General features: G+C 43.8%; 19 protein-coding genes. 1 reads left to right on the forward strand and 18 read right to left on the reverse strand.

Going from position 1 to position 22,395, the window contains the following annotated elements:
- Positions 1-488: 488 nt before the first annotated feature.
- Together asd and BM329_RS11800 are read right to left on the reverse strand one after the other, a co-directional pair.
- Complete coding sequence (asd, locus tag BM329_RS11795; protein ID WP_092553325.1) at positions 489-1,607, reverse strand: aspartate-semialdehyde dehydrogenase; 1,119 nt, start codon at positions 1,605-1,607, stop codon at positions 489-491.
- A 280-nt stretch (positions 1,608-1,887) separates the two neighbouring features.
- Positions 1,888-3,336, reverse strand: a complete 1,449-nt coding sequence (locus tag BM329_RS11800; protein WP_092553328.1) for a flavin-containing monooxygenase — start codon at positions 3,334-3,336, stop codon at positions 1,888-1,890.
- A 197-nt stretch (positions 3,337-3,533) separates the two neighbouring features.
- Between BM329_RS11800 and BM329_RS15335 the strand changes: the two genes are divergently transcribed.
- The gene (locus BM329_RS15335; protein WP_177216258.1) at positions 3,534-3,809 is read left to right on the forward strand and encodes a LysE family transporter; all 276 of its coding nucleotides are present in this window, start codon (positions 3,534-3,536) and stop codon (positions 3,807-3,809) included.
- Positions 3,810-4,048: 239 nt separating this feature from the next.
- On the opposite strand, the gene BM329_RS11815 is transcribed toward BM329_RS15335, so the two are convergent.
- The 16 genes from BM329_RS11815 to atpI form a co-directional block, all read right to left on the reverse strand.
- Positions 4,049-5,197, reverse strand: coding sequence for a hypothetical protein (locus BM329_RS11815; protein WP_092553337.1), 1,149 nt, complete (start codon positions 5,195-5,197; stop codon positions 4,049-4,051).
- 77 nt (positions 5,198-5,274) lie between these two features.
- A complete protein-coding gene (locus BM329_RS11820; protein WP_245759074.1) occupies positions 5,275-5,544 on the reverse strand; it encodes a hypothetical protein in 270 nt (89 codons plus the stop codon).
- Positions 5,545-5,682: 138 nt separating this feature from the next.
- The gene (locus BM329_RS11825; protein WP_092553344.1) at positions 5,683-8,598 is read right to left on the reverse strand and encodes a type I restriction endonuclease subunit R; all 2,916 of its coding nucleotides are present in this window, start codon (positions 8,596-8,598) and stop codon (positions 5,683-5,685) included.
- A gap of 62 nt (positions 8,599-8,660) precedes the next feature.
- A complete protein-coding gene (locus tag BM329_RS11830; protein WP_092553347.1) occupies positions 8,661-9,848 on the reverse strand; it encodes a restriction endonuclease subunit S in 1,188 nt (395 codons plus the stop codon).
- Positions 9,849-11,453: a type I restriction-modification system subunit M gene (locus BM329_RS11835; RefSeq protein WP_092553350.1), complete on the reverse strand. Its 1,605-nt coding sequence runs from the start codon at positions 11,451-11,453 to the stop codon at positions 9,849-9,851. It abuts the gene before it with no gap.
- Between the two features lie 142 nt (positions 11,454-11,595).
- Positions 11,596-13,425, reverse strand: a complete 1,830-nt coding sequence (glmS, locus tag BM329_RS11840) for a glutamine--fructose-6-phosphate transaminase (isomerizing) (RefSeq protein WP_092553353.1) — start codon at positions 13,423-13,425, stop codon at positions 11,596-11,598.
- A gap of 260 nt (positions 13,426-13,685) precedes the next feature.
- The gene (glmU, locus tag BM329_RS11850) at positions 13,686-15,071 is read right to left on the reverse strand and encodes a bifunctional UDP-N-acetylglucosamine diphosphorylase/glucosamine-1-phosphate N-acetyltransferase GlmU (RefSeq protein WP_422643839.1); all 1,386 of its coding nucleotides are present in this window, start codon (positions 15,069-15,071) and stop codon (positions 13,686-13,688) included.
- Between the two features lie 181 nt (positions 15,072-15,252).
- Positions 15,253-15,675 (reverse strand): F0F1 ATP synthase subunit epsilon, encoded by a 423-nt coding sequence (locus tag BM329_RS11855; RefSeq protein ID WP_092553360.1) that lies wholly within the window; start codon positions 15,673-15,675, stop codon positions 15,253-15,255.
- A 21-nt stretch (positions 15,676-15,696) separates the two neighbouring features.
- Positions 15,697-17,079, reverse strand: coding sequence for a F0F1 ATP synthase subunit beta (gene atpD, locus BM329_RS11860; RefSeq protein ID WP_092553363.1), 1,383 nt, complete (start codon positions 17,077-17,079; stop codon positions 15,697-15,699).
- A gap of 34 nt (positions 17,080-17,113) precedes the next feature.
- Complete coding sequence (atpG, locus tag BM329_RS11865) at positions 17,114-17,977, reverse strand: F0F1 ATP synthase subunit gamma (RefSeq protein ID WP_092553366.1); 864 nt, start codon at positions 17,975-17,977, stop codon at positions 17,114-17,116.
- A 73-nt stretch (positions 17,978-18,050) separates the two neighbouring features.
- Entirely contained in the window at positions 18,051-19,592 is a 1,542-nt protein-coding gene (gene atpA / locus BM329_RS11870; protein WP_092553369.1) for a F0F1 ATP synthase subunit alpha, read from the reverse strand.
- A 14-nt stretch (positions 19,593-19,606) separates the two neighbouring features.
- Positions 19,607-20,140, reverse strand: coding sequence for a F0F1 ATP synthase subunit delta (gene atpH, locus BM329_RS11875; protein ID WP_092553372.1), 534 nt, complete (start codon positions 20,138-20,140; stop codon positions 19,607-19,609).
- Positions 20,141-20,152: 12 nt separating this feature from the next.
- Positions 20,153-20,623, reverse strand: coding sequence for a F0F1 ATP synthase subunit B (gene atpF, locus BM329_RS11880; protein ID WP_010846129.1), 471 nt, complete (start codon positions 20,621-20,623; stop codon positions 20,153-20,155).
- A 59-nt stretch (positions 20,624-20,682) separates the two neighbouring features.
- On the reverse strand, positions 20,683-20,919 hold the full coding sequence (gene atpE, locus BM329_RS11885; protein WP_010846128.1) for a F0F1 ATP synthase subunit C: 237 nt from the start codon (positions 20,917-20,919) through the stop codon (positions 20,683-20,685).
- Between the two features lie 50 nt (positions 20,920-20,969).
- Positions 20,970-21,794: a F0F1 ATP synthase subunit A gene (atpB, locus tag BM329_RS11890; RefSeq protein WP_092553375.1), complete on the reverse strand. Its 825-nt coding sequence runs from the start codon at positions 21,792-21,794 to the stop codon at positions 20,970-20,972.
- Between the two features lie 31 nt (positions 21,795-21,825).
- Complete coding sequence (gene atpI / locus BM329_RS11895; RefSeq protein ID WP_092553378.1) at positions 21,826-22,203, reverse strand: F0F1 ATP synthase subunit I; 378 nt, start codon at positions 22,201-22,203, stop codon at positions 21,826-21,828.
- Between the last annotated feature and the right edge of the window lie 192 nt (positions 22,204-22,395).

A 22,395-nucleotide genomic window follows, 5' to 3' on the forward strand; every position in this document is an offset into this window, starting at 1 on the left:
TATAGGCCATAGCGCATTTTCCTTTGGCGAGAAAGATGCCTACTATAGCAACTGACCGCCTTTCTTAGAAATTGCACTTATTAGGCGAATCCAAGGCACTAATTTATTTAAATGAATTTGATAAAAGCAAGCTACCATATGATATTGATTTCGAAAAATTTTATATTTTAGTCGAGTACTCAAACTCCGACAAAGTGAATGGTGAATTCTCTAATAAAAATAATGCCAAATCATTTCTAGAAAATGTTATAAAGGTATAAAAAAATTATTTTCTGTACATGACGTAGCATAACCAGCAGATAATACTATATTGTTATGTAATTATTATAAATAATATAATTAGTAATATTCATAATTATATAAACATCTATATTTATAAGCTCATAAGAACGTGCACCATCTTCCAAGAGAATGGTGCACGAATGATAACGATAAGCTCATTGATATCCTAGTTTATCGTTGCGTTGCTCACCCATATCAAACAATTTCTACAACAAAATACGCAACATACGGCGCAGAGGCTCTGCTGCTCCCCATAGAAGCTGATCACCAACGGTGAAAGCTGATAGGTATTCCGGCCCCATATTCAGTTTACGCAAACGACCAACCGGCGTACTCAATGTGCCCGTCACTGCAGCGGGGGTCAGCTCACGCATTGTCAGCTCACGATCATTCGGGATTACGCGAACCCAATCATTATGGGAAGCCAGCAATGTTTCAATTTCATGGATCGGGATATCTTTTTTCAATTTCAGGGTAAATGCCTGACTATGGCAGCGCAAAGCACCAATGCGGACACACAGACCATCAATCGAAATCACATTATTGCCAGTGTTCAAAATCTTGTTGGTTTCAGTCTGACCTTTCCACTCCTCGCGGCTCTGACCATTGCCCAGTTGCTTATCAATCCACGGAATCAGACTCCCCGCCAAAGGAACACCAAATTGATCCGTTGGCAATGCACCGCTGCGGGTAAAATTGGTGACCCGTTTTTCAATATCCAGAATCGCGGAAGCCGGGTTCTGCAACTCTTCAGCTACCTGATTATGCAGCATTCCCATTTGTACCAGCAGTTCCCGCATATGACGTGCACCGCCACCAGAAGCTGCCTGATAACTTGATACCGATGCCCATTCAATCAAATCATTGGCAAACAGGCCACCCAATGACATCAGCATCAGGCTAACGGTACAGTTACCACCCACAAAGGTTTTGATACCTTCATTCAGGCTGTTTTGAATATGTTGATGGTTAACCGGATCGAGAATAATGACAGCATCATCATTCATGCGCAGGGCAGAAGCCGCATCAATCCAATACCCCTGCCAGCCCGTTGCTTTCAGTTTGGAGTAAATTTCATTGGTATAATCCCCGCCCTGACAGCTAATAATAATATCCAACGCACCCAACGCCTCAATATCAAAAGCATCCTGTAAGACACCCGATTTACCTGCGCTACTTATTGCAAACTGCGGGGCAGGAAGCCCGTGTTGGGAAGTCGTGAAAAAAACCGGATTTATTTCATCAAAATCCCGCTCTTCCAGCATCCGTTGCATCAATACTGAGCCGACCATACCACGCCAGCCGATAAAACCTACACTTTTCATTATGTTTACCCTGCCTTGAAAAAAAATGTTCGTCAGACACACTGACAGCATTAAAACTGACAAAATATAGCGAAAGGTGCAAGCATATTTATGAACCATAGCACAGGCATTTTAAACCCTGACAACGGCCGGGATGGGCGAATGTAACCAACAAAGCGGAAACTTGAAAAACGACAGGTATATAATAATAAATAGCCCGTTATGATGACGGGCTAACTCCTCTGATATTTCAGCTTATTCATAACTTCGTCGCTTCCAATAAATTCCGTTTCTTTAAAAATTACCTCCACCGTAATGCAACATCATCTACTGGCTGCCCCAGTATCTCTTTATCCTGTTTATAATCATGGGATACATACCAATTGGGGCTGCGTCCCTGACGTGGAATGTGTTGTTCACTACGTTTCACATAACTGGATTGCAGGGCACCAAAAATATTTTCATCCATCAATACTTCACCTGATTGAGCTTGTGCTGTCACAACGGTAGCATTACGGCGATCCATTTCATTTAATAAACGGCAAAGATAATCTGCTGACAAATCAACTTTCAGTGTCCAGGCATTATTGATATAGCCAAACAGATAAGCGAAATTAGGGATATCCTGTATCAGTGTCGCTTTGTAGCACATACGGGTCTGAGCCTGTTGTTTTTGACCATCAATGGAAAGTTGAATTCCCCCCATTAGATTCATTTGCAATCCTGTAGCAGTTACGATGATATCGGCAGGTAATTCCTTTCCGGACTGTAACAATATACTGTTTTCTGTGATCTGTTTAATCTGATCAGTCACAATATTCGCTTTACCTTCGCTCAATACCTTAAAAAAGTTACTGTCCGGGACAAAACATAACCTTTCATCCCACGGCATGTACTTTGGCGTAAGGTGTTTCATATCAAAATCAGGGCCAACTTTCCTTCTTGCACGCCCCAGCAAAAAAGATTTCAACTGGTTAGGGAAACGTCGGCTTATTTTATATAACATTCTGAAAAATAGTATATTTCTATTCCTGCTCAACGAGTAAATCCAGCGTTGTGGAATAATACCTTTTAGCAACTCTGCAATCTTATCTCTTCCCGGTATTGAAAAAATATAACTGGGTGAACGCTGTAGCATGGTGATATGTTTAGTCTCATCAGCCATTGCAGGCAACAAGGTGACTGCGGTTGCGCCGCTTCCAATCACAACGACTCGCTTTCCTTTGTAATCCAATTCCTCAGGCCAATGTTGAGGATGAATGACAGAGCCTTTAAAATCGTCAAGACCAGGAAGCTGAGGTGAATAAGGTGTATCGTAGTTGTAATAACCTGTTGCTGAAATAAGGAAATGACAGGTAAATTGCCGGGTTTCCCCACTGGTTTCATCAATTGCAGTAACAACCCATTGGGAAGTTTGATTTGACCAGTCAGTTTGAGTGATTTTAAGCCCAAACTGGATTTTGTTTTTAATGTCATACTGTTCTGCCATGTCATGGATATAATTTTTAATTGAAGGGCCATCTGCAAAAATACTGGTTTCTGTCCAAGGGCGGAATTTATAACCATAGCTCATCATATCTGAATCAGAACGAATTCCCGGATAACGGAATAAATCCCACGTTCCCCCTGTCGTATTGCGACGCTCTAAGATCCCGAATTTTTTATCAGGACACTCTCTTGCCAAATGACAGGCCATACCAATGCCAGAAATGCCAGCGCCTATGATCAAAACATCATAATGATTATTCATGTTATCTCTCCCGAAAAAAGGTGTTTTTAATCAGAATAGTATTCTGTGTAATATGTTATGTTATTTTTTATTTTCAGGAGTAACCATTTGCTTTTATGTTGGGGGAGTATCACTATAATACGATTTTAGTTTCATTAGGTATTTTAGCAAAATTACGGGCAAATCCTGTAGCATTATAAAGTATCATAGTATTGGGCGTGTTTTATTTAAATTATCTGGCTTGGGGTGCGTTCAAAGCGAAATATGTTAGTCTTGAAAGTGAAAGTAATAATTACAACAATAAAAATAAGATCATAAAAAAAGGATTAATGATGAACTTATCAAATCCAAAAATAATTATTTTCTTTTTGGCTTTTCTGCCTAAATTCACTGCTAAAAATGGAAATACAACACCAATACCACTCCAGCTATTATACCCTTCGTCTTTCAAGTTGCCTCTTTGTTGGCTGCGTTTATTCACCCCGGTCACATAGTTATCTATGCTCCCGGGGATTCACTCTCTTGCCGCCGCGATGCAACTTGAAATCCATTGGGTATATATCCAGGGTTAATATTTATAGCGTTAGCGATTGATTTGGCGGTTAATTAGTTTTATTTTATTGTTTACACCCTATAAACTTCAAGTTGCAGCCCGCAAAACCAAAGCAATTTATTATCCGGCGCTTTGCTTTAGTGTACTAGGTATGGGGGTACCATACCTCTACTGATAAGATCAAATACTATCTTGATATTTACCTATTTCCTGATTTAGGAAGTCCAATCGTTGTACCAGTGTTTTTCTTCTTTCTATATGCTTAGCAAATATCTGATAGCGTGGAATAAATTCTGCCAGTGCGTTATTCACGCGGTAAGCATCATACAGATCTTTCATTTCTCTGGCTGCTTTATCATAGGCACTTGCATGACCTTGCTCACTGTATTTCTTCGCATTTTCCCAGTGAACTTCTCTTGAGGAAAAGACAGCATTGAGCCGCTTAATTGCTGCAAGCCACTCTTGTTCACGTCTTTGTTCTTCAGCTAATAGACGTTCACGAGCTATTTCTTCATTCGCAGACTGCCAATAAGCATTAAGTGACAAAGGACTCAGCCAATATTTATAATCATTGTGAGTTAATGGCTGATAAATCAATGAGCGAGCCTGATTAGCCGTGAGTTGCCCTTGCTCAAACAAAGATTTCAATAGCAAATCCTTATCTGAGTCAGACAGACTGTTAATTTGTTCTTCTGCGGTCAGATTTGTAACCTTTGCGGTATGTGCCTGTGATGATTTAAGCAATTTATCCAGGGCATTACACGCTTCTGGAGGGATACCGAATAATTCTGTAAAGGCAGATTGAGCTTCGGATAATTGTTTAAAATTGAAATTAATCAGAGGCAGCTCATCCAACGTCTCATCACCATCAAATGCGCTTTTCAGCCAAGGCAGATATAACAGGCGATAATCTCCTTCCATCAGCTCAGAACGTAACTCAACTAAATGATCTAAATAATCTTTTGCATCGTCGTCGTCCATATAATAATCATTTTCTTCTACGGAAAAGATGAATAGCAGATAGTTTTTCCCTTTCTCGCAGAGCACGGAATCTCCATCCTCAATGTTCATAAATGCCAAAGGGATCGTATCTGGTGGCACTTTCAGATAGCAAATAACCTGTCCCCAATCTGCATAATAGAACCCAACATCAAAGTACTGTGCCATTAATTCAGCAGGTTCAGCCTTTAAATCACTGTAGTTATAATGAACAGTAAAATGACTTGAACTGATTTCAGCCCGGCTGGAGATAGTCCTCAGCTCGGCTTTTTGCTTCGCAGACAACACACCATCAAGTCGTTTAAAATGATAATATTGATATTCACTCATGGTTAAATCTCTATAAATTTAGATTCACATAATATTATGATCATCTCACTAAATGACCAGCTGGTTTTTCCATAAAGTTACTTTACGGCTGCCAATAAATCCTGAATCTTTAAAAACATGGGCGTTGTTCCATTGGATACAGGCATTCCCAGCTCGACAAATCCAAGAAGTGTGTAAAACGCAACAGGATCGGCATCCAAAAATATTCCCTTAATCGGCATCACATGATGAACTTTGATGGCGTGCTCTAAAAATTCCCGCATGAAAATATGACCATATTCCTTCTTTTGATGCTTGACTGATACACCCAGCATCACCAAACGAACAACGGAAAGGCTACTTTCCATTGAACCGCTTAACACCCCACTTAAACGAGATTTTGCCAGTGAATAACCCGTAAAGCTGCATACACCAAGTAACTCATCTGTTTGAGCATCAATTAAAACTTTAGCGACACAATTTCCGGTGGCGACATTGTTTTTAAGTCAGAATCCTCTAATCCCATTAATAAAGGTTTCAATCACGCTACACACCCGCTCATATACACGTGCACGAACTGTCTTACGTTCCAGAATCTTCGGAGTCCAAGTCAGCGTTGCAGCAACCTCATCCTCACGCGGCATCACGTTGGTGAACAGATAATTGTTCACCAACTCCGTTAACTTTATGAAATCCAGACGTTCTTCAGCACACAGTGTCGTTAATGCTTTGTTTTTTTCCTGCTCGACATAAGTTTCAAACACCTGAATGATATCTTCATCGTGCGCTACACGTAGAAGATTTTGTTCGATAAAGTTATCGATCAGTTCACGTTTACTGCGCAACGTCACATCGCTATCAATGATCTCCATCACTTTTTTCTTCTGTTCCTGCTGCTCTTTTGGCGACATTGACTGAATATTTGCAAGTAATTTGAGGATATAACCGACGTTAATTTCATCACGATGGATCAGAGAAACTTCAAAATCCACCTCATCCAGAATAGATACCTTCTCTTTACTGGAGTGCTTTTTCACTTTGTCGTAAATATCGAGATATTTACTGGTGTAGTCAGCCAGCGTTTGATCAGACAATGACTTACTCACATCATCAAAATCAGCGAAGGTTTCAAGAATATTTTTCAAGCGCAGCACATCGCGAAATGCGTTAACAAATACCAGTTGGGCATGTTCATCCGGTAGATTATCCACACTTTCGACTGTTGGGGTTAAGGTCAATAAATAATCAATCGAGGCCTGATAATCACTCAGGTGTTCTTCAAATGACTTTACCAGTACAACCGAAGAGGCATTTTTATTGGAGAACAGTGCGATAGCATCATCAGTCGCTTTTTTCAGGTTACGGAAACAGACGATATTACCGTGGCTTTTCTTCTCATTAAGGATGCGGTTGGTACGAGAAAATGCCTGCACCAAACCATGAAAACGCAAATTTTTGTCCACGTATAGAGTGTTCAATAATGGACTATCAAAGCCGGTCAGGAACATATTCACTACCAGCAGGATATCAATACCCTTCTCTTTGGTGCGCTTAGCGATGTCTTTGTAATAATTATAAAAACTCTGCGAGTCATTGGCAGAGTAGCTGGTGCCATACAGTTCGTTGTAATCCTTGATAAAGCTGTCGAGGTGATCCCGACTTGAGACATCTACTTTACCACCCTGTGGAAGACTGATATCTTCTTCATCCAATAGCCCGTTCACCGCCTCTTTATCGCTTTTATCCGCTTCGTTGGCGGCATAAGTAAAGATGGTTGCGACTTTCAGCGGTTTATAGTTCGCATCTGCGGCCATAAGCGCCGCCTGTTTTTCTTTAAACAACTTATAGTAAGCGATCAGCATTTCCACCGACCCGACGCAAAACATAGCGGTAAATTCGCGGCTGCGGGTTTTAGCGTTGTGGTGCGCCAGAATATAGTCGGTAATTTTTCCCAGCCGAATCCCGCTTTCCATCACCTCTTTGGTATCGATATCTTCTACGCCGATATCAATTTCATTATTACTTTCTTTACGCTTATAGGTGCCAACATATTCCACGGCAAAACGCAGTACGTTTTCGTCACGGATGGCATCGACAATAACGTATTTATGCAAACATTCGTCAAATAGACTTTCGGTAGTTTGCTTGATGCCATTGGTGATATTAACGTTATCGGCAAAAATCGGCGTACCGGTAAAACCGAACAATTGGGCATTCTCAAAAAAATTAACGATAGCTTTATGAGTGTCGCCAAACTGGCTGCGGTGGCATTCGTCAAAGATAAAAACTATGCGCTCTTTGCGCAGGTGTTCCAACTGTGCTTTATAACCTTCGTGAGTTATGGCGTTGTTCAGCTTTTGAATGGTGGTCAGCGTTAACTTGCTACAAGTGGCTTTCAGATGCTTAATCAGCGTACTGGTGTTATTGGTCGTGTCCACGCTGTCTTTGGCAAAGGAGTTAAACTCTTTCGCTGTTTGGTAATCAAGATCCCGGCGGTCGACAACAAAAATTACCCTATCTACTTCCGGCATCGACATGATGACCTGGCTGGCCTTAAACGAAGTCAGTGTCTTACCAGAACCAGTGGTGTGCCAGATATAACCGTTGCGTAGTTTTCCCTGAACATGCAGGCTTTCTTTAACATGATGGATCATCGCTTCACAGGCGTAAAACTGATACGGACGCATCACCATCAGGCACTTACGGGTTTCATTCAGCACCGTGTAGTGGGTGATCATTTTGGCGATATGACACACCTTCAGGAACGCATCGGAAAATTTCTCCAGCGACTTAATCGGCTCGTTTTTTTCATCCGTCCAGAAAAAGGTCTGTTCGAAATGGTTGGCGCGGTTATTGGCGTAGTATTTGGTATCCACGCCGTTACTGATGATAAAAATTTGCACATACTGGAACAGACCACTACCGACCCAGAAAGCATCTCGATGATAACGGTCTATCTGGTTAAACGCTTCTTTTAGCCCCAGTCCACGGCGCTTAAGCTCGATTTGTACCAAAGGTAGTCCGTTGATCAATAAGGTAACGTCAAAACGGGTTTTACGGCTGTTCTGCTCGGCATTGAATTGTTTAACCTGACGAGTAACCTGAAACTCGTTCTGGCACCACTCTTCTTTATTAATAAAGCTAAGCCATCTCTCTGTACCATCATCTCTCAATAACTGGTAGCGATCTCGCAAGATTCTGGCGCGATCGATTACCTCGTTACCTTTGGTCAAGTGCAGAAAAACACGGTTAAATTCACTATCGGTAAGCGGAGCTACTTCTAATCGGTTATGAATTTCAATCTGTTTTTTCAGGTTGGCTTTCATACTGGCTTCGTCAGTGACATTCACCAGCTCGTAGTGCATACCAACCAGTTGTTCTACCAATTGCGTTTCTAATTCGTATTCGCTTTGCGTTGCCATTAATTTTTAGTGCCTTATATTTAGATGTAGCGCAGACCCGATATTGACGGAACCAGAGATAGTTATACAAACATTTGCTGTAGCAAACCTTGCTTCCAGATTTTTAGTTTGTCCAGCTCCGTTTTTTTAGCAGTGATTTTGTCGTCGATTGCGGAGAGGAAGTTGGCGATTTTGGTTTGTTCTTCCTCAACAGGCTGAGGTACAGGAAGACCAAAGAAATCTGCTCCTGAAATATTCATACGGTCATGTCTGGCACCACTATTCGCGATACTTTTCATGTAATCATGCCAAACTGAACTTGCAAAAAAATATTGAAAAAACTTTAATAAACCTTTTTCAAAACGAAAAACCGTATACAAAGGAGACATAATTCCTTGGATCAATTCATTCATTTTTATAGGGCCAACTGGTGCAGTTGAAGATATTCTCGGGTTGTATACAAAATCACCAATATTAACTACGTAATATCCTGTTAAGTTGCCCTCTGTCACAATATCTCTTTCAAAGTAACTCTCTTGGCTGACAATGCCTTGCGTGGCAGAATTAGTTAGAACTGTTCTTACTGAATTATCTCTATTTTTAGTATTTACCTTGGAAGCTATTTCTTTTAACTCCATTTCTTCCCACTCCGGAAACTCTTCCTCATTTTCGTCCTTAAACCGCAACTCCTGACTAAAAATCTTCTGCATCATTCCTTTTTTGTACTGGCATAGCAGGTCATACTGCTTGTTTAGCAGGGTGATTTTTTCGTCAACAGCGGACAGAAAATTAGCGATTTTGGTTTGTTCTTCCTGTTTTGGAAACGTCATAATTTCGGATGAGACAACCCCCCAGTCAGCACGAGGCATTTTGGAGCCAGACGATTTATTAGCTGTCTTAATGAATTTATTTGTTTGAACGTAATGATAAAGAAATTTGTTATTAACTTTTATCCCGTTCAATACCCAGAGCTCAGATGAACATACGCCATCAAAAGATGTATGAATATATTTTTTTAAGTATGGTCTTAGTTTTCCAAATAAAACATTTCCGGACAGAAACTTATTTTTTATACTTGCTTGCTGTTTTGCAGAGTAAACATTTAGAATTCTCCCGTCTTCTTGAGAAATACTATCCATTTCCAAGCAGGGGAAATCTTCTTTTTCTGTTAGTGGATTATATTTCGATGATTTATTGGTCACAACGTTACCAAAAAAATCTTTATCCCATTCCTCACTAAAACCTAAAAACCGTAACTTCGGCACCATCATTTATTCCCCCTCCATCAGAGCAAACGGCGCATCAATTCTCAGTTCTTTACAGAAACCAGAAATGATCTTATCAATCTCCACTACTTTCCCTTCCAGCTCGCAAATCTCCTGCGCCACGGCATTGAGGTCAATCTCCTTTTCCGCTTCAAAGGTATCGACATAGCGAGGAATATTGAGGTTGTAATCGTTATTACGGATCTCTTCCAGTGTGGCAATATGGCTGTACTTCTCAACTGCTTTCCAGTCGTTATAGGTATCGGCAATCTTATCGATATGTTCCGGCAGCAGACGGTTCTGAGTTTTCACTTTCTCGAAGTCTTTGCTGGCATCAATAAACAGAATACTGTCATTGTGCTTACGGCACTTACGCAGTACCAACACGCAGGTCGGAATGCTGGTGCCGAAGAAGATATTGGCTGGGAGGCCGATCAAAGCATCAATGCAGTTCAACTTTTCAATCATAAACTGGCGGATATGCCCTTCCGCTGCGCCACGGAACAACACACCGTGGGGCAGAACCACCGCCATGGTGCCGTCGTCTTCCAGGTGATAGAACATATGCTGTACAAACGCCATATCCGCTTTGCTGGAGGGTGCCAGTCTGCCGTACTGGGCAAAACGATCGTCGTTCATAAACAGCGGGCTGGCGCTCCATTTCGCCGAGAATGGCGGGTTGGCGACAATCGCATCAAACTTCAGGTGAGTATGCTGCGGGTATTCCAGCGTATCTTCCTTAATGATTTCAAAATCCGCATAGTGAACACCGTGCAGGATCATATTCATCCGCGCCAGGTTATAGGTAGTACGGTTCATCTCCTGACCGTAGATTTTGCTCACCGATGAAGCTTCACGTTTTACGCGTAGTAGCAGTGAACCGGAACCGCAGGTTGGGTCATAAACGTTCTTCAGTTTCAGCTTGTAGGTAGTGACGATTTTCGCCAATAAAGTCGAAACAGGCTGTGGGGTATAAAACTCACCCGCTTTTTTACCAGCCCCAGAAGCGAATTGACCAATCAGATATTCATAAGCATCGCCTAAGATATCGGAGCTGGCTTCACTCAGGTTAAAGCTCAGCTTGTCAAGCTCAGTGATCACTTTGCCGATCAGCTCGTTTTTTGCTTTTGCCGTGTTGCCCAGTTTACTGGAGCCTAAATCCAAATCTTCAAATAGATTGCTAAAATCATCGGCTGAATCCGTCCCCAGTGTACTTTGTTCAATATTGCGCAGCGTGGTTGCCAGATCTTCCAAAATAAAACCGATACTAGCGCCTTTCGGATCCTTGGTGACGCGTTCTGCCATAGTGTGGAACAGATCAGTGGGGGGCAAGAAGTAACCCAGAGTCTGGATGCTATCTTCTTTTACCGCTTCTACGATATCCTTATACGCCGAATGCTCTGTCGAGAGTTCATTGTACTTAATCCCGTCTTCAGCAAGGATCTTGTTCGCGTAGGCAACAAATTTTTCAGAGAGGTATTTGTAGAAGATAAAGCCTAAGCAGTAATCACGGAATTCATCGGCATGTATCTTACCGCGCAAGGTATCAGCAATATTCCACAGTCGGCTTTGCAGTTCACTTAAATTTTGTGCTTCAATTTGGGGAGACATTGTACTTCCTAAGTATTTCAGTTCGTTACAGTACCGCAACGTTTACATTAAATCATATCACTGAAAATGAAAAAATCCGGTCAGCTTACGCATAACCGGATTAAAACAGTATTTAGTTCTGGTTTACACGTGCATTAGCCGATTATTCCACCGTCACCGATTTCGCCAGGTTACGCGGCTGATCCACATCTGTACCTTTGATCAATGCAACGTGGTAAGACAGCAATTGCAGTGGAACGGTGTAGAAGATCGGGGCGATCAACTCTTCTACGTGTGGCAGGGAGATGATCTTCATGTTTTCGCTGTTGGTAAAACCCGCGTCCTGATCGGCGAAGACGTACAGCAAACCGCCACGGGCACGGACTTCTTCAATGTTGGATTTCAGTTTTTCCAGCAGTTCGTTGTTTGGTGCAACGATAATCACCGGCATATCCGCATCAATCAGTGCCAATGGGCCATGTTTCAATTCACCGGCAGCATAGGCTTCTGCGTGAATGTAGGAGATCTCTTTTAGTTTCAGCGCACCTTCAACCGCAATCGGGTATTGATCGCCACGGCCAAGGAACAACGCGTGATGTTTTTCAGAGAAGTCTTCCGCCAATGCTTCAATCAGCTTGTCTTTGGACAACATGCTTTCAATGCGGCTTGGCAGGGCATGCAGGGCATGGACAATATCGTGTTCCAATGCTGTATCAGCGTCTTTCAGGCATCCCATGTAAGCCACCAGCATCAGCAGTACTGTTAACTGAGTCGTGAAGGCTTTGGTAGATGCTACGCCGATTTCAGCGCCTGCTTTGGTCATCAGAGCAAATTCTGATTCACGTACCAGAGAGGAACCCGCTACGTTACAGATAGCCAACGAAGTCAGGTAACCCAGTTCTTTAGACAAACGCAGTGCAGCCAAGGTATCTGCCGTTTCACCGGACTGAGACAAGGTAATCAGCAGGCTGTTTTTACGGCGGGCAGGTTTGCGGTAACGGAATTCAGAAGCAATTTCGACATCGCACGGAATACCTGCCAATGATTCAAACCAGTAGCGTGAAACCATTCCTGCATTATAAGAAGTACCACAAGCGACGATTTGGATATGCTCAACCTGAGCCAACAATTCTGCTGCGTTTGTGCCCAGTTCTGACAGATTGACCTGACCGTTGCTTAAACGGCCTTCCAGTGTGCTTTTGATAGCCATCGGCTGTTCGTAAATCTCTTTTTGCATGTAGTGACGATAAACACCTTTGTCACCTGCATCATATTGAACGTTGGATTCAATCTGCTCACGTTCAACGGCTTCGCCGTTCACATCAAAGATGCGCACCGTGCGGCGGGTGATTTCTGCAATATCACCTTCTTCCAGATAGATAAAACGACGGGTGACCGGCAGTAACGCAAGTTGGTCAGATGCAAGGAAGTTTTCCCCCACACCTAAACCAATCACCAATGGGCTACCAGAACGCGCAGCCACCAGCATGTCAGGATGACGGCTATCCATAATTACGGTGCCGTAAGCACCACGCAATTGCGGGATAACTCGCTGAATCACTTCCAGCAGTGTTCCGCCTTGTTGTTGTTCCCAATGAACAAGGTGAGCGATGGTTTCGGTGTCTGTATCTGAAGAGAAAACGTAACCACGCGTTTTTAACTTTTCTCTCAGTTCTTCGTGGTTTTCAATAATGCCATTATGCACAACCGCAATATGTTCAGAAACATGAGGATGGGCGTTACGTTCGTTTGGTTCACCGTGAGTTGCCCAACGGGTGTGTGCAATTCCCGTACCACCAATAACAGGCTGTTTGTCTGCCTCATCAGCCAGCATCTGCACTTTACCTACTTCACGCAGGCGGGTCATATGGTTTTCGCTGTCAACGACAGCCATGCCCGCAGAATCATAACCACGGTACTCTAGGCGACGAAGACCTTCGATCAGTATTTCTGCAATATCTCGTTGTGCACAAGCACCAACTATTCCACACATGGGTTTTATTCCTAAAAACAGGGCTATTAAACGCCCCTTTTATGTCGCACAACCTGATTGTCTTACGGCAAATCGTGTTCCGGCTTTGCCGATCCCCGAGCTTTGTAGAGGTGGGGATCCCCTTCATCTTTCAAGCCACGGCTTTGTTGGCTTCGTTCACTCACCCCAATCACATAGGTCTATATGCTCTTGGGGATTCATTCACTTGCCGCCGCGCTGCAACTTGAAATCTATTGGTTTTTTTTATTGGTACATCTTATTTATTTTTTCTTAACTGGTCGTTGCCAGTCTTTAATATGAGTTTGTTTCACGCGGCTGAGTGCCAGTTCATTTTCAGCAATATCTTTTGTGACAGTGGTTCCCGCACCAATTGTTGCCCCTTTCGCTATTGTCACAGGCGCAACAAGCTGAGTATCAGAGCCGACAAACACATCATCACCAATGATGGTTTTAAATTTATTAGCACCATCATAGTTGCAGGTAATGGTTCCTGCACCAATATTCACATTATTGCCAATCTCAGAATCACCAAGATAAGTCAGATGACCCGCTTTGGAACCTTTACCCAGAGAGGCTTTTTTCATTTCAACGAAATTACCAACGTGAACTTTTTCCGCCAGTTTAGTTCCAGGGCGTAAACGGGCAAAAGGCCCCACTGTGCACTCAGTTGAAAGTTCAGAATCTTCAATCATGGTATAAGGGTTGATTACCGCACCATCACCAATAATGCAGTTTTTCAGGATACAGCCAGAACCGATATGAACATGATTTCCCAGTGTGACATGACCTTCAATAATCACATTGGTATCAATCACTACATCACGACCATGTTCTAATGTTCCACGCAGATCAAAACGAGCCGGATCTAATAACATGACACCCGCCAGCAATAACTTTTCAGCCTGCTCAGACTGATAAATACGCTCCAGTGCAGAAAGTTGCAGGCGATTGTTAACCCCTTCCATTTCACTTAAACGACTTGGGTGTACCGCCTTAATTTGACGACCTTCTTTATGTGCTAACGCAATAACATCGGTAAGGTAATATTCTCCCTGTGCGTTGTTGTTTTTCAACTTGGCTAACCAACGTTTCAAATCACCGCCATTTGCAACCAAAATACCCGTGTTGATTTCGTTGATTTTACGCTGTTCTTCCGTTGCATCTTTCTGTTCGATAATGCTTGTAACTTCACCATTTGCACGGATGATACGACCATATCCCGTTGGATTGTCTAAAATAGCGGTCAATAAACCAATTCCACCTTCTGGTTTTGCCATAATCAAACGCTCTAAAGTATCTTTAGCAATCAGAGGAACATCACCGTAAAGGATCAGAATATCTTCATCATCTGCAAAATGAGGAGCTGCCTGCTGCATGGCATGGCCAGTACCAAGCTGTTCAGCTTGCAGTACCCAGTTCAAATTTTGGTTGGAGAGTGTGTGTTTCATCAGATCACCGCCATGCCCATAAACCAAATGAACATTTTGAGTACCCAATTCCATTGCGGTGTCAATGACGTGCTGCACCATTGGCTTGCCAGCCAACAAATGCAAAACTTTGGGAAGATCAGAATACATGCGAGTTCCCTTGCCTGCGGCAAGGACCACGACACTTTTAGTGTTGGCACCGTTTGAAATAATAGACATAAGCAACCTGACAATTCCAATTTTAAGTATGAAAGTAAACCTGTTTGCGAAATAAATTGCCACATATTTCGCAATGCAAAAAAGCCAGTTAGCTTTCACCAACTGGCTTTTTATTTCACTGCCTACCCTTCTTTCAAGTTGCTATTCAGTTGAATGCAATTAGAAATCTATCGGGTACTGATTACATCAATTTCTTTGTCAGCTCGATAACGCGAAGTTTCGCGATCGCTTTTGACAATTCAGCAGATGCCTGAGCATAATCAACATCGCCGTGAGATCTACGGATATGTTCTTCCGCCTTGCGCTTAGATTCAAGCACCTTAGCTTCGTCCAAATCCTTACCACGGATCGCTGTATCGGCCAGTACGATAACGCCGTTTGGCTGAACTTCAAGAATTCCACCAGACAGGTAGATAAATTCTTCTTCACCAAACTGCTTAACAATACGTATCATGCCCGGTTTTATGGCAGTAAGCAGTGGTGTGTGTTGAGGATAAATCCCCAGCTCACCCTCACTGCCTGTCACCTGAATTTTCTGTACCAGCCCTTCAAACATGTGTTTTTCAGCACTGACTACGTTCAGGGAGAACGTCATTGCAGCCATATCAACCTCCCGTCAGCCGTATTAAAACGCCTTCGCTTTTTCTACAGCTTCGTCGATGGTACCAACCATATAGAACGCCTGTTCTGGCAGGTGGTCATAATCACCGTTCAGGATGCCTTTGAAGCCACGGATAGTGTCTTTCAGAGAAACGAATTTACCTGGTGAACCGGTGAAGACTTCTGCAACGAAGAATGGCTGAGACAAGAAGCGCTGGATCTTACGGGCACGTGCCACAACCAGTTTGTCGTTTTCAGACAGTTCGTCCATACCGAGAATAGCGATGATGTCTTTCAGTTCCTGATAACGCTGTAGGATAGACTGAACACCACGAGCCACATCATAGTGTTCCTGGCCAACAACTAGTGGATCAAGCTGACGGCTGGTTGAATCCAGTGGATCAACCGCAGGGTAGATACCCAGAGATGCGATCTGACGGCTCAATACGACGGTTGCATCCAAGTGAGCAAAGGTTGTCGCTGGTGATGGGTCAGTCAAGTCATCCGCAGGAACGTAAACTGCCTGTACGGAGGTGATAGAGCCAGTTTTGGTAGAGGTGATGCGCTCTTGCAGAGCACCCATCTCTTCTGCCAGTGTTGGCTGGTAACCTACCGCAGATGGCATACGACCCAACAGTGCAGATACTTCTGTCCCTGCCAGGGTATAACGGTAAATGTTGTCAACGAACAGCAGAACGTCACGGCCTTCATCACGGAACTTTTCCGCCATAGTCAAGCCGGTCAATGCAACACGCAGACGGTTTCCTGGTGGCTCATTCATCTGACCATATACCAAAGAGACTTTATCCAGTACGTTTGAATCGGTCATTTCATGATAGAAGTCGTTACCTTCACGGGTACGCTCACCAACACCGGCAAATACAGAGTAACCTGAGTGCTCGATCGCGATGTTACGGATCAATTCCATCATGTTAACGGTTTTACCTACACCCGCACCACCGAACAGACCAACTTTACCCCCCTTAGCAAATGGGCAGATCAAGTCCATTACTTTGATACCGGTTTCCAGCAGTTCCTGAGAGTTGGACAACTCTTCATAGGTTGGTGCTGTACGGTGAATTGACCAGCGCTCTTCTTCGCCAATCTCACCTTTCATGTCAATTGGATCGCCCAATACGTTCATGATACGGCCCAGTGTGGCTTTACCCACTGGAACTTCGATTGGGTGTCCTAAATCAGTCACGTCCAAATTACGGCGCAGGCCATCGGAGGTACCCATTGCAATACAACGCACAATACCACCACCTAACTGCTGCTGAACTTCCAGCACCAGTTTTTCTTCACCGTTTTTAACCTCAAGGGCATCGTATACTTTTGGTACGCTGTCCTGAGGGAATTCGACGTCCACTACGGCGCCGATTACCTGGATAATCTTTCCAGTAGCCATCTTGAATCCTCTACGTAATTCGTAAACCTAGCTGTTAAACCGCAGAAGCACCCGAAACGATTTCGGTGAGTTCCTGAGTGATGCTGGCCTGACGAGCCTTGTTGTAAACCAACTGCAACTCTTTGATCAGGTTGCCACCGTTATCAGTCGCGGCTTTCATCGCTACCATTCGTGCGGCCTGTTCACTAGCCAGGTTTTCAACGACGCCCTGATAAACTTGTGATTCTATATAGCGGCGCAGCAGGGTATCCAACAGCGCTTTAGGATCAGGTTCATACAGATAATCCCAGGACTTCTTCTTCAGTGTTTCATCGTCTCCGGCTGGCAGAGGCAATAACTGAGTAATCGTCGGAACCTGAGACATAGTATTAATGAACTTGTTTGTCACTATATACAGTTTATCCAGACGTCCTTCATCATATGCTTGCATCATGACGTGGACTGGCCCGATCAGTTCGGACAATGATGGGTTATCTCCCATCCCTGTTACTTGGGTAACAATGTTACCGCCAACAGAAGAAAAGAAAGAAACCGCTTTTGATCCAACAAGCGCTAAATCAACCTGGACATTTTTATCAGACCAGTCTTTCATTTCTATCAGCAATTTTTTGAACAAGTTAATGTTCAAACCGCCACATAAACCACGGTCAGTCGAAACAACCACGTACCCAACACGCTTCACTGCGCGCTCTTCAAGGTATGGATGTTTGTATTCCAGATTACCCAGTGCAAGGTGCCCAATCACGCTGCGAATGGTCTCTGCGTAAGGACGGCTGGCCGCCATGCGATCCTGCGTTTTACGCATTTTGGAGGCGGCGACCATTTCCATCGCTTTAGTGATTTTTTGCGTGTTTTGCACACTGGCGATTTTGGTACGTATCTCTTTTGCGCCGGCCATTTCTGCTTCTCCGAATTCAACCAGACGGCCCGAGTTATTTTAATTAAATAAAATTAAACAGGGCCGAATAGTGTTACCAGGACTGAGTCGCCTTGAAGGATTCCAACAGAGCTTTCAGCTTCGCTTCGATCTCTGTGTTGTAATCACCAGACTGGTCAATCTCTTTCAGAAGATCAGAATGTTCACGGCTGGCATATGACAACAGAGCAGCTTCGAAACTGACCACTTTCGCGATTTCGATATCTTCCAGATAACCACGCTCAGCAGCAAACAGAGACAGAGCCTGCTGTGCAATAGACATCGGCTGATACTGTTTCTGTTTCAACAGCTCAGTTACTTTCTGACCATGATCCAATTGCTTACGAGTTGCATCATCCAGATCAGAAGCAAACTGGGAGAATGCCGCCAGTTCACGGTACTGAGCCAGAGCGGTACGAATACCACCAGACAGTTTCTTGATGATCTTAGTCTGAGCCGCACCACCTACACGGGATACGGAAATCCCTGGGTTAACCGCTGGACGGATACCGGAGTTGAACAAAGAAGATTCTAGGAAGATCTGGCCATCAGTGATTGAGATAACGTTTGTTGGTACGAACGCAGAAACGTCACCCGCTTGAGTTTCAATGATTGGCAGTGCAGTCAGTGAACCCGTCTGGCCTTTCACTTCACCATTGGTGAATTTTTCAACGTATTCAGAGTTAACCCGCGCTGCACGCTCCAGAAGACGGGAGTGCAGATAGAAAACATCACCAGGGAATGCTTCACGTCCAGGTGGACGACGCAGCAACAAAGAAATCTGACGGTACGCAACAGCCTGCTTAGACAGGTCATCGTAAACAATCAGTGCATCTTCACCGCGATCGCGGAAGTATTCACCCATCGCACAGCCAGAGTATGGTGCCAAATATTGCAGGGCCGCAGATTCTGATGCGGACGCAACAACAACGATGGTGTTCTCCAATGCATTGTGCTCTTCCAGTTTACGAACTACGTTAGAGATAGTAGAGGCTTTCTGACCAATAGCAACATAGATACATTTGATACCAGAATTACGCTGGTTGATGATCGCATCGATAGCCAGCGCGGTTTTACCGGTCTGACGGTCACCGATTACTAGCTCACGCTGGCCACGGCCGATCGGGATCATGGCATCAACGGATTTGTAACCTGTCTGAACAGGCTGGTCAACGGATTGACGATCGATAACACCCGGTGCAATCACTTCAACAGGTGAGAAGCCATCATGTTCAAGAGCGCCTTTACCATCAATTGGTTCACCCAGTGTGTTAACAACACGACCCAGCAGACCACGACCAACAGGTACTTCCAAAATTCGGCCAGTGCATTTGACTTTCATGCCTTCGGCCAAGTCAGCATACGGACCCATTACAACCGCACCTACAGAGTCACGCTCCAGGTTCAGTGCAATTGCATAACGGTTGCCAGGCAGAGAGATCATCTCACCCTGCATGACATCGGCTAAACCGTGGACACGAATGATACCGTCGTTAACGGAAACAATCGTTCCTTCATTGTGAGCTTCGCTCACGACATTGAACTGAGCAATACGCTGTTTGATCAGTTCGCTGATTTCGGTGGAATTCAGTTGCATATGCTCCAGTCCCCTTAAGACTGCAAGTCGTCTGTTAAACGATTCAGACGGCCACGAATACTGCCATCAATCACCATATCACCCGCGCGAATAATCACACCGGCAATAACAGACTTGTCAATTTTGCAATTCAGCTTCACTTTGCGTGACAGACGTTTTTCCATCGCCGCAGAAATTTTAGCCTGCTGCTGCTCATTTAGTTCGGACACAGAAATCACTTCAACATCAATGGTTGATTCAAGTGACGCACGCAATTGTATAAATTGCTGGAAGACTTCTGGCAGTACCAGCAAGCGACCATTTTCTGCCATTACACGAATAAAGTTCTGAGCATGCGCATCAACCTGCTCACCACAAAGGGTGATAAAGGTTTTGGCTAACGTTTCCGGTGCCAATGAACCGGAAAGCAGCTCACCAACCTGCTCATTGCGAGTAACCTCAGCAATAAACGCCAGCATGTTCTGCCAGTGTTCAATAGATTGGTGTTCTACAGCAAAGTCAAAAGCTGCTTTGGCGTAGGGGCGAGCTACCGTAGCAAATTCAGACATGCCCCTCCCTCCTTACAGTTCAGCGACCAGTTTATCAACGATGTCGCTGTTAGCAGCTTCATCCACGGAACGTTCGATAATTTTCTCGGCACCTGCGATAGCCAGCATCGCAACCTGTTTACGTAACTCTTCACGAGCGCGTTTGCGTTCAGCTTCAATTTCAGCATTCGCTTGCACTAAGATTTTGTTACGCTCCAGCTCTGCTTCTGCTTTAGCATCATCAATAATTTGGGCTTTTTGTTTATTAGCCTGCTCAATGATAACTTGCGCATCAGCTTTCGCTTTTTTCAGTTGGTCGGTCGCATTGGCTTGCGCTAAGTCCAGGTTCTTTTTGGCACGTTCTGCTGAAGCCAAACCGTCAGTAATCTCTTTCTGACGCTTTTCAATGGCCGCCATGATTGGTGGCCATACATACTTCATGCAGAACAAAACAAACAGGACAAACGCGAAGGCCTGGCCGAGGATTGTTGCGTTAATATTCACGGCACAATACCTCTATTTCAATTAATGAATTGGCGTAATTTAGAGTTCTGCTATTTCACTTAGGCAACAGCGAACATCATAAACAAGCCCAGGCCCACAGCAATCATAGGGATGGCGTCAACCAGACCCATAACGATAAAGAACTGTGTACGCAACAGAGGAATCAGATCAGGCTGACGAGCTGCGCCTTCCAGGAATTTACCTCCGAGGATGCCGATACCGATCGCAGCACCGATAGCCGCCAAACCCATCAGAATAGCGGCAGCTATGTACAGCAGATCCATGTTTATATCCATGACAGTCTCCAGTTTGTTTCAGTTAAAACACAATTATTGATTGATAAAAATTAATGCTCTTCAGATGCCATCGACAGATAAACGATCGTCAGAACCATGAAAATAAAGGCTTGTAACGTGATAATCAGTATGTGGAAAATAGCCCAAGGCAGGCTGAGTAACCACTGTGACCACATCGGCAAAAGAGCCGCAATAAGAATAAAGATTAATTCGCCGGCATACATATTACCAAACAGTCGCAGACCGAGTGATATAGGTTTAGACAGTAAACTAACCCCTTCCAAAATTAAGTTAATAGGAATAAACAGCGGATGATTGAAAGGCTGTAATGCCAGCTCTTTCGCAAAACCACGAATTCCTTTCATCTTAACGCTGTAGAACAGAATGAGGACAAAGACACCGAGAGCCATCGACAAGGTGACACTGACATCTGCGGTTGGAACAATACGCAAAGCAGACAAGCCGAAGACGTGTTCACCAATGTAAGGAATAAAATCGATTGGCAGCAAGTCCAATGCGTTCATCAGTAACACCCAGACGAACACAGTCAAAGCCAGAGGAGCTATCACCTTGCTCTTGCCGTGATACATATCACGAACGGTGTTATCAACGAAGCCGATTATCATTTCTACTGCAGTCTGGAATTTCCCTGGAACACCATCAGTGGCACGAACCGCGACTCTTCTGAATACAGATAGAAACAACATCCCTAATATGATGGAGAAAAAAAGCGAGTCAATGTTCAACGTCCAGAACGTCGCCTCATAACCACTAGCGTGGGGATTGACCAACTCAAAGGTACGCAAGTCCAGCTGAAGGTGCTTCAGGTGGTGACTTATGTACTCCGAAGTTGAAACTTCTCCTGATGCAGACATGATGCTTTTTACCCTTTTGTTGTTAAAAACGCTAACCGTTCATTACGGCAGGTGCGACGATCTGCACAATCAGCACCGCTAAATAGGCTACACCAAGTGGTGCAAATGCCGCCTTGAACACCGCTAAAGCGACTATCAGCAAAGTTACCGTAATGATAACTTTAACCCCTTCGCTAATCGCGAAAAACCATGCAATACGTACTGGAACCCCTTCTTCTTTTATCTTTTGGAAGCGGCTGAGCAGCAAAAAAATAACATTTGGTAGCCAGCATGCTAATCCACCCACAAAAGCAGAAACGCCCCACTCTATACTTTTGGTACAAAAAGCCACACTGAGAATAACAAAAGCTATTAACTGCAAAAATAACAGTTTCAGTGCTATTTTACCGTTGTAAAGGGATACAGACATGACTTTTGTTTTCTCCCTGAGGTACATCATCACATATCAGGTTTTGCTGAATATTGTATAAAACTGGCTTTGCTTAAGAGTGTCAAGTGACAAAAACGTGCAAATTATACGGGCCGCCAAAATGAATTCAATCCATAAGTAGCGAAAAAGTGAATAATTATTTGATTTTCTAATTTTGATGCTAGATTGCTC

This window comes from Xenorhabdus koppenhoeferi, assembly GCF_900116635.1.
Classification (GTDB): Bacteria; Pseudomonadota; Gammaproteobacteria; order Enterobacterales; family Enterobacteriaceae; genus Xenorhabdus; species Xenorhabdus koppenhoeferi.

Excerpts from the sequence above, each read along its gene's own strand:
- BM329_RS11800 (WP_092553328.1), bottom strand. The coding sequence starts at position 3,336 with ATGAATAATCATTATGATGTTTTGATCATAGGCGCTGGCATTTCTGGC.
- asd (WP_092553325.1), bottom strand. The coding sequence starts at position 1,607 with ATGAAAAGTGTAGGTTTTATCGGCTGGCGTGGTATGGTCGGCTCAGTA.
- atpH (WP_092553372.1), bottom strand. The coding sequence starts at position 20,140 with ATGTCTGAATTTGCTACGGTAGCTCGCCCCTACGCCAAAGCAGCTTTT.
- atpE (WP_010846128.1), bottom strand. The coding sequence starts at position 20,919 with ATGGATATAAACATGGATCTGCTGTACATAGCTGCCGCTATTCTGATG.
- atpB (WP_092553375.1), bottom strand. The coding sequence starts at position 21,794 with ATGTCTGCATCAGGAGAAGTTTCAACTTCGGAGTACATAAGTCACCAC.
- BM329_RS11830 (WP_092553347.1), bottom strand. The coding sequence starts at position 9,848 with ATGATGGTGCCGAAGTTACGGTTTTTAGGTTTTAGTGAGGAATGGGAT.
- BM329_RS11835 (WP_092553350.1), bottom strand. The coding sequence starts at position 11,453 with ATGTCTCCCCAAATTGAAGCACAAAATTTAAGTGAACTGCAAAGCCGA.
- BM329_RS11825 (WP_092553344.1), bottom strand. The coding sequence starts at position 8,598 with ATGGCAACGCAAAGCGAATACGAATTAGAAACGCAATTGGTAGAACAA.
- BM329_RS11820 (WP_245759074.1), bottom strand. The coding sequence starts at position 5,544 with ATGGAAAGTAGCCTTTCCGTTGTTCGTTTGGTGATGCTGGGTGTATCA.
- BM329_RS11855 (WP_092553360.1), bottom strand. The coding sequence starts at position 15,675 with ATGGCTGCAATGACGTTCTCCCTGAACGTAGTCAGTGCTGAAAAACAC.
- atpD (WP_092553363.1), bottom strand. The coding sequence starts at position 17,079 with ATGGCTACTGGAAAGATTATCCAGGTAATCGGCGCCGTAGTGGACGTC.
- BM329_RS11815 (WP_092553337.1), bottom strand. The coding sequence starts at position 5,197 with ATGAGTGAATATCAATATTATCATTTTAAACGACTTGATGGTGTGTTG.
- glmS (WP_092553353.1), bottom strand. The coding sequence starts at position 13,425 with ATGTGTGGAATAGTTGGTGCTTGTGCACAACGAGATATTGCAGAAATA.
- atpA (WP_092553369.1), bottom strand. The coding sequence starts at position 19,592 with ATGCAACTGAATTCCACCGAAATCAGCGAACTGATCAAACAGCGTATT.
- glmU (WP_422643839.1), bottom strand. The coding sequence starts at position 15,071 with ATGTCTATTATTTCAAACGGTGCCAACACTAAAAGTGTCGTGGTCCTT.
- atpI (WP_092553378.1), bottom strand. The coding sequence starts at position 22,203 with ATGTCTGTATCCCTTTACAACGGTAAAATAGCACTGAAACTGTTATTT.
- atpG (WP_092553366.1), bottom strand. The coding sequence starts at position 17,977 with ATGGCCGGCGCAAAAGAGATACGTACCAAAATCGCCAGTGTGCAAAAC.